General features: G+C 74.9%; 5 protein-coding genes and 1 pseudogene. 2 read left to right on the forward strand and 4 right to left on the reverse strand.

Translation table 11 applies throughout. The features are described from left to right. Positions 1 to 149: 149 nt before the first annotated feature. Positions 150 to 470, reverse strand: a complete 321-nt coding sequence (locus RH94_RS14510; protein WP_073948020.1) for a GatB/YqeY domain-containing protein — start codon at positions 468 to 470, stop codon at positions 150 to 152. Between the two features lie 163 nt (positions 471 to 633). Between RH94_RS14510 and RH94_RS14515 the strand changes: the two genes are divergently transcribed. Together RH94_RS14515 and RH94_RS43345 are read left to right on the forward strand one after the other, a co-directional pair. Further along, positions 634 to 885 (forward strand): hypothetical protein, encoded by a 252-nt coding sequence (locus RH94_RS14515; protein ID WP_073948021.1) that lies wholly within the window; start codon positions 634 to 636, stop codon positions 883 to 885. 154 nt (positions 886 to 1,039) lie between these two features. Then, positions 1,040 to 1,579, forward strand: a pseudogene (locus tag RH94_RS43345) (hypothetical protein); the annotation flags it as partial. A gap of 1,795 nt (positions 1,580 to 3,374) precedes the next feature. Here RH94_RS43345 and RH94_RS14525 read toward each other — a convergent pair. The 3 genes from RH94_RS14525 to RH94_RS14540 all read right to left on the reverse strand — a co-directional run bounded on the left by RH94_RS14525 (position 3,375) and on the right by RH94_RS14540 (position 7,302). Continuing rightward, positions 3,375 to 3,857, reverse strand: a complete 483-nt coding sequence (locus RH94_RS14525; protein ID WP_073948022.1) for a methylated-DNA--[protein]-cysteine S-methyltransferase — start codon at positions 3,855 to 3,857, stop codon at positions 3,375 to 3,377. A gap of 13 nt (positions 3,858 to 3,870) precedes the next feature. Continuing rightward, positions 3,871 to 5,367, reverse strand: a complete 1,497-nt coding sequence (locus tag RH94_RS14530; protein WP_073948023.1) for an AlkA N-terminal domain-containing protein — start codon at positions 5,365 to 5,367, stop codon at positions 3,871 to 3,873. A 306-nt stretch (positions 5,368 to 5,673) separates the two neighbouring features. Next, positions 5,674 to 7,302, reverse strand: a complete 1,629-nt coding sequence (locus RH94_RS14540; RefSeq protein WP_073948025.1) for an IS200/IS605 family element transposase accessory protein TnpB — start codon at positions 7,300 to 7,302, stop codon at positions 5,674 to 5,676. Between the last annotated feature and the right edge of the window lie 86 nt (positions 7,303 to 7,388).

Consider the following 7,388-nt stretch of genomic DNA (forward strand, 5'->3'; position numbering starts at 1 on the left):
CTCGGCGGCCTCGCCGACGAATACGGCGGCCTCGCCGACGAAACCGTACGGGAACCGATCGGCACCGCACTGCCCACGCGACTCCGCGGCGCCCGGGCGGCTTGTACTCCTGCGTCGATCCGGGCACGGGACGGCGGATCCGCCGTGTTCTACGGGGTGCCGTGGCCGTCGAGGAAGCGAAGCAGCACAGCGGCTTCCGCGCGGAGCCGCGCGACTCGGTCGGCGTGGGCGGGGACAGTCAACTGCGCTGCGGCTTGCAGTCGTTCGGCGGCCTCGGCGCGCACGATATCCGCCACACCGCACTCGCTCAGCTCACGCCGCGCCGCCTCGGTGGCGCCGGCACCGACCGGTGACTGTTCGAAGGCCAGGCCGCGCAGTTCGGCTTCGCCCACGGGCACCGCCTCCGCGTTGTCCAGCGCGGCGAGCGTTGCGCGCAGGGCGCTCACCGCGGCCTTGTCACGGGCGCGCATCGCTTCCGGGAGGGCTTGACGCATACGAACACGTAGGGACATGCCGGGACCCTATGGCCGTGCTCCTGGCCCCACAACGGGATATCCCCGCCGGAGGCGGCCGCGCACCCGGACACCGGGCCGGGCTCGGGCAGCGGGTCGCCGTCCGGAGACGCTGCCGCACATGGCGGAGTGGGTGGCATCCCGGCACGGCTGGATGCTCATCGACTTCCCCGTCGACAGCGGCCTCGCCTTCCTCCCGGCCGTGGCGAGCACCGGTCCGCGGCACGCGTTCTACGTCCGGATGACGCACTGGGCGGCTCCGGACGCGTGGGACGTGACGGTCAAGCCGATGGACGCGGCGATGTCCCAGGAGGAGCCGGCATCGCGGTTTCGCCGGCAGCTGCTCCAGGTGAGCTTCCCGGCGTACGACTAGGCGCCCGCGGGGCTGTCTTGTCGATCAGGGGGCATCAGCGCTGAAGTGGCCCATCGGGCCGGCCAGGAGGCCGGGTCAGGAGTGCGGTGCCGTAGTTGGCCCGCGAGCGTTCCGGGTGGCCGGAGTGAGTGCTTGGGGTGACAGGCTGGTTCCGATGTCGGAGGTGGCTGGCACGATGCTCCCCATGGAACTCGTGCACCCGTTCGACGCGTTGGACTCCCACCCCTGGTCCTCCTTCAGCCACGCCTACGGCAGCGCGGAGGACCTCCCCGATCTGCTGCGGGCCCTGGCGGGTGCCGACGCGGACGTGGCGGGCGAAGCGCTGTCGGAGTTGTACGGAAGCGTGCTGCATCAGGGAACGGTCTATGCCGCCAGTGCGGAAGTGGCGCCGTTCCTGGCCGGGATCGCGGCGGCCGGCCACCGGGTGGCGGACGTGCTGATGCTGCTCGGAGGCATGGCCGAGAGCGAGGACGAGCACGGCGTGGCGCCGGGCACCGTCAGGGCGGCCGTGGCCGGACAGCTTTCGCTGCTTCTGCCTCTGCTGGACGCCGCGGAGCCGGAGGTCCGCCGGACCGCCGTGTGGGCGGTGTCCCACACCCGTGCGACCGAGCTCGTGCTCCCCGCCCTCCGCAGGCGCTGGGAGGAGGAGGCCGAGCCGCTGGTGCGCTCGGAGACCCTTGCCGCGATCTCCCGGNCGGCCGGCGCGGCGGCGGCCGTCACCGTCCTGGACCCGTCCCAGCCGGCCGGGCTGCGCATGGCCGCCGTCTTCGCCTGCCTCGACGCGGACCTTCCCTGGACCGAGGCGCACCACACGACGATGCTGTCCCTTCTGCCGACCGGTCCGGTCGGCGGCGACTGCCTCGGCCTCGAACGCAGCGAGCCGTTCGCGGCCGTCGTGGAGGCCCTGCTGAACAGGGGCCGCCGCGCGGACCGGGACGCGGCGTTCGCGCTGCTCGACGCCGCCCTGCGCGATGGCCGGGCCGAGGTGCGGGCGGAGGCCCTGTGGGCGGCCGACCGGGCCTGCATGCTCTCCCGCAGCGCTCCGCGACGACTGCTGGCCGGCCTGCGCGCGGCGGCCGTCGACGCGGAGGCCGTGGTCGCGATGGCGTCGCTGCTGGGCCGTCTGGGCACCGCCGCCGCGGCGACCGCGGGCGTCCTGGCCCCGCTCGCCGGCCGGAACCCGGAGCAGGCGGACGACCACGCGGACCGCGCGCTGGCCGCGCTCGTCCTTGTCGCGCCCGCCCAGGCCGCGCCGCTCCTGGCCGACGGGCTCGGACGACGGCCGCGGGCGCTCGACGCCGCTGCCGGGTTCCTGCGTCCGGCGGACTCCGCCTTCCCGTACGACGGCGAACTCCTCGGCGCGATCCGGCGCCGCCTCATCCGGCCCGAGGCCCTGAGCGGCAACGAACCGGGGCTGCTGACGAGTCTTCTGGGCGGGTGGGGCGCCCGGGCCGCGTCGGCGCTGCCCGAGCTGTACGAGGCGCTCGCGCGCTTCCCGGGCCAGGTCGCCCCGGCCATCGCCGCCATCGCCGTCGGCAGCGCGCCCGGCGAACGCGCCGAGGCGGTCGCGGTGTTGCGGACGGCGGCCGGGCAGGGCTCGCTCCCGGCGGCGAAGGCCTTGTACGACCTCGTCGGTGAGCACGAGCCCCTGGTGGACTGCCTCGACCGGGAGCTCCGCGGCGGTGGCCGCCGGCTCGGGGAGGCCGTGGGGACGGCCGGCGCGCTCGGTCCCCGGGCGGCGGCCCTGGCGCCGGCCCTGCGCGAGGCGCTCAGCGGCCCGGACGGCGCGACGGTCACGCCCGCGCTGGACGCGGACACGGCGCTCGCCGAGGCCCTGTGGCACGTCACGGAGGACGCCGCCGCGGTGGTCGCCGCCCTGGACTCGGTCTTCGCCCGTGCCGAACAGAGTCCCTGGTCCCGGTGGTCGACGGTGCGGGCCGCCCGGGTGACTGCCCTCCTCGGCCCGGCAGGGCGGCCGCTCGCCTCCCGCCTGGAGACCCTGCTCGACGATCCCGTGCAGGTGCCGGCCGCGGTGCTGGCCCTCACGGCCGTGGCGGAACCCGCCTCGCTGGACCGCACGGCGCTCGCCGCGGCCGTCCTGCGCTCCGTCGAACAGGAGGCCGACCCGATGGGTGCCTGCGACGCCCTGGAGGCCCTCGGCGCCGCCGCCTCGACCGCCGACCACCTGCGCCGGCTGTCCGTCCTCGCCGACGGCGACGCGCGGGTCGTCCGCTCGGGAGTCGAGGGCCGCATCATCCACCAGGACGAAGCCTTCCGGAACCGTGCCCGGGCGCTCGTCGCCGCCTTCGCGGCCCCGCCGTCCCCTGACGCGACCGGGCGTCATCCGCGGCGGTGAGTCCCTCCGGGCATGGCCTCTGTCCCGCCCCACGGGGGTCACCGGGGGTCACCGGGGGTCACCGGGGGGCCATCGGGAACGGAGGCACGAGGCCGCCCGCGTCGCCGAGCGGTCCGCGGGACCGCGGGGGTGCCTAGAAGAGGGCCGTGCCCCGTTCGAACTCCAGCAGGCGCTGCTTGCGGGGCAGGCCGCCGCCGTAGCCGGTGAGGCTGCCGCTCGCGCCGATGACGCGGTGGCAGGGGACGATGATGCCGATGGGGTTCTTGCCGTTGGCGAGGCCGACCGCGCGGGAGGCGCCCGAGTTGCCGAGGGCCGCGGCGAGTTGGCCGTAGGAGCGGGTCTCACCGTAGGGGATCCCGCGCAGCTGGTCCCATACGTTGCGCTGGAACGGGGTTCCGTGCAGGCGCAGTTGGAGGGTGAAGTCCTTCAACTCGCCCGCGAAGTAGGCGTTCAGCTGGTCGATGGCCTCACCGAAGGGGCGGTCGTCGCGCTCTCCGAAGGTCTCCTGGGGCGGGCGGTGGCGCTGGTCGGTCATGTACAGACCGCACAGGACGCCGTCGTCGGCGACGAGGGTGAGGAGGCCGTAGGGGCTGTCGATCACGGTGTGTTGCTTCATCGGTGCATTGTCCTTACACGGGAAGGAAGTTGATCGGGTGGCTGTCGGTCGCCCACAGGTACTGCACGGCGTACGCCCGCCAGGGGCGCCAGGCCGCCGCGCGGGCGGTGAGGGCGGCCGGGGTGGACGGCAGGCCGAGTTCCTGGGCGGCGCGGCGGATGCCGAGGTCGGTGGGGAGGAAGGCGTCGGGGTCGCCGAGGGCGCGCATGGCGATCACGTCGGCCGTCCAGGGGCCGAAGCCGGGGAGGGCGAGGAGGCGGACTCGGGTCTCCGCCCAGTCGCTCTCCACGCCCAGGTGGAGGGTCCTGTCGGCGAGTTGCCGGGCCAGCGTCAGCAGGGTCGTGCGGCGGGTGCGGGGCATCGCCAGCGTCTCGGGGTCGAGGCCGGCCAGTGACTCCGGGGCGGGGAAGAGGTGGGTGAGGCCGCCCTCTGGGTCGTCGACCGACTCGCCGTGCGCGGCGGCCAGGCGGCCGGCGTGGGTGCGGGCGGCGGCCGTGGAGACCTGTTGGCCGAGTACGGCCCGCAGGGCGAACTCGGCCTCGTCCACGGTGCGCGGCACGCGCCGGCCGGGGGCCTTGTCGACCAGGGGCGCGAGGACCGGGTCGGTGCGCAGCTGGTCGTCGATCGCGACCGGGTCGGCGTCCAGGTCGAGCATGCGCCGGCAGCGGCTGATGGCGACGGGCAGGTCGCGCAGGTCGCTGAGGGTGAGGCGGCAGGCGATGTGGTTCGGCGTCGGGGTCAGCGCGACGATCCCGTGGCCGTACGGCAGGCGCAGGGTGCGTCGGTAGGCGCCGTCGCGCCACTCCTCCACGCCGGGTACGGCGGTGGCCGCGAGGTGGCCGAAGAGGTTGTCGGGGTTGAGCGGGGCGCGGAAGGGCAGGCGCAGCGAGAGGGCGCCGGGGGTGCCCTGGGGGGTGCCGGACGCCGTGGGCTGCCGCGGGACGCGGGCGCGCAGTTCGCTGGGCGGGAGGGCGAAGACCTCCCGCACGGTCTCGTTGAAGGTGCGGATGGAGGAGAAGCCGGCGGCGAAGGCGATCTCCGCCATCGGCAGGGCGGTGGTCTCGACGAGCAGCCGGGCGGTCTGGGCGCGCTGGGCCCGGGCGAGCGCGAGCGGTCCGGCGCCGAGTTCGGCGAGGAGCTGGCGTTCGATCTGGCGGGTGCTGTAACCGAGGCGGGCGGCGAGGCCGGGTACGCCCTCGCGGTCCACGACGCCGTCGGCGATCAGCCGCATGGCGCGGGCCACGGCGTCGGCACGCTGGTTCCACTCCGGTGAGCCGGGGCTGGTGTCGGGGCGGCAGCGCTTGCAGGCCCGGAACCCGGCCTGCTGGCAGGCGGCGGCGCTCGGGTAGAAGGTCATGTTCTCGGGCTTGGGCGGCACCACCGGGCAGCTGGGCCGACAGTAGATGCGGGTGGTCAGGACGGCGGTGAAGAACCAGCCGTCGAACCGTGCGTCCTTGGACTGGACGGCGCGCACACAGCGCTCGCGGTGGGTGTGCATCCCCTTCTGCATGCCTCCAGCATCGGGCACCGGACGGCCCGGGGCTGGCGGGAATCCGACATCGACGTCGGGTGCGCTGGGCCCGCGGGAATCGCCCGGGTGCCCCTACTGGGCCTCGACCGGCCAGGTGAGCGGGTCTGCGAGTGTGTTGGTGCTCCATTGCGCGAGGCGGTCGGCGAGGGCGGAGAGTTCGTGCGCGGCGTAGTGGTCGGGGTCCCATGCCGCGTACAGGGCGATGGTCAGCTGCTGTCCGGCCTGGGTCAGGCGCGCGCCGTCCAGGCCGAAGTGGTGAGGTTCCGTCTCCTGAGGAAACCGTTCCTAGAAGCTGAGCGGGAGTGAGCCCTGGTGCCAGGGCTCGTGCTCAGCCGTGTGTCCCGAACGGTTGTGGGCACACTGGTCGCCCGCTTTCGCTCCGCGTCCGGGCGGCACGGATCGTGTCCGTGGTCCGGGAAGGCGGGGGCGGGGTCCCTCACGCCCCGGGGCGCCCGATGCGGCCTGGACGGTCCGATGCCCCGCACGATCACTCCGGTCGTGTGGGGGCGGTGCCGTCCGTCGCCGGATCGGATGTCCCAGGGCGCGTCGTCCGATGGCCACGGCGGCGGCGTCGTGCCGCGTGGGCTTGCGCGTCGTGCTGGTGAGGGGTTTCTGCCAGTGCTGGGCGCCCCAGCGGCTGGTGTAGGCCGGGTCGACCGCGACGACGGTCACACCGAGTTCGGCGGCCATGGACACGAGCCGGGCCCGCAGCCGGGCCACGGGCAGGCCGGAGAGCAGCTTGCGGAACCGCTTGCGGCGGCCGTGCTTCTCCCGGGTCTTCTCCGCGGCGAAGTCCAGGTCCTCGATGGCGAGGGCCAGGCCGTGGCGGGCGGCCCAGTGCAGCAGGCGGATCAGCGCGTGGCGGACCTGGGCGTCGCGGTGCTGTGCGGTGCCGGTGAGGGTGTAGGCGAAGCGGCGGGGGTCGCCGACGGGGTTGCCGTGGGTGTCCAGGCGCCAGGCGGCCAGGTGGTCGGCGTTCAGGTCCACCCCGGCCAGCCCGCCCGCCCGGACGGCCTGCAGCGGCACGGTTTGCACCGGCGGGTTCTGCCAGGCGGCGGTCACATACCAGCGGTTGCGGCCCGTGTCGTAGTGGAGGCGGTAGGCCACCGCACGGCCGGCGGCGATCCGGTCGGCCCACTCTTCTTCTCGGTGGCGGAAGGCGACGCGGCAGGTGAGCACGTACCGGCCGTGGGGCGCGTTGGCCAGCCCGGCCAGCGGTGCCGGGAGTTTGATGCTCACCTCGCCGCCAGGGGTGATGCGGATGGTCTCGTTGCCGTACCGCTTGCCGGACTCGCCGTCGGCCCGCAGGAACCAGCGCTCGGCCCGCCACCGCAGCCCCCACCCGTCTTCGGTCAGCCCGGCGGCCTGCAGGTGGTGCCGGGCGCGGAGCAGCTTCTTGCCGCCGCGCACCACCCGCACCCGCCCGGCCTCGACGTCGGCCCGCACCCGCGCCAGCCGGTCCTGAAGCACGTGCAGCCGCCGCGCCTTGGCGAACCACTCCCGCCGCGAGCCGTAGCCACCGGGCGCACCCTGGACGCCCCTGGCCCCGAGAGGCTGCGCGAACCGGCGCCTGATCGTGTCGATGCCTGCCTGGAGGCTGTGGAGGTGGGCGAGCTGCCCGCGCCGGGCCAAAGCCCACTGCTCGTGCGTGGCCTTGGTGATGCTGCCCGCCCACCGCGAGGACGACTCCCCCGTCAGCGCCCGCTTGCGCCGCGCCCACTGCGCGCCGTCGTGCTCCAGGCCGGCCGCGCAGCTGGCCTTCAGGTCGCCGGAGGCCAGCGAGCCGAGCAGAGCGCCGACCCGGCGCAGGACTGTTTCGTCCTGCCCGGTCAGGCCCTTGAGGCCGGCGCGGACCGCCACCCCGGACGGGCCGGGCACCACGAACGGCGCCGCCACCTCGCGCAGCCCGCTCATGCCCCACCCCCGCCCGACGCTCGACCAACCCCTCACCGCACCCAACGAGCGTCCCGGTCGAAGGTCACGCATTCGAAACCAGAACC

Source organism: Streptomyces kebangsaanensis (assembly GCF_001906585.1).
GTDB lineage: Bacteria > Actinomycetota > Actinomycetes > Streptomycetales > Streptomycetaceae > Streptomyces > Streptomyces kebangsaanensis.

Coding starts and splice junctions, on each gene's coding strand:
- RH94_RS14510 (WP_073948020.1), bottom strand. CDS start 470: ATGCGCGCCCGTGACAAGGCCGCGGTGAGCGCCCTGCGCGCAACGCTC.
- RH94_RS14515 (WP_073948021.1), top strand. CDS start 634: ATGGCGGAGTGGGTGGCATCCCGGCACGGCTGGATGCTCATCGACTTC.
- RH94_RS14525 (WP_073948022.1), bottom strand. CDS start 3,857: ATGAAGCAACACACCGTGATCGACAGCCCCTACGGCCTCCTCACCCTC.
- RH94_RS14530 (WP_073948023.1), bottom strand. CDS start 5,367: ATGCAGAAGGGGATGCACACCCACCGCGAGCGCTGTGTGCGCGCCGTC.
- RH94_RS14540 (WP_073948025.1), bottom strand. CDS start 7,302: ATGAGCGGGCTGCGCGAGGTGGCGGCGCCGTTCGTGGTGCCCGGCCCG.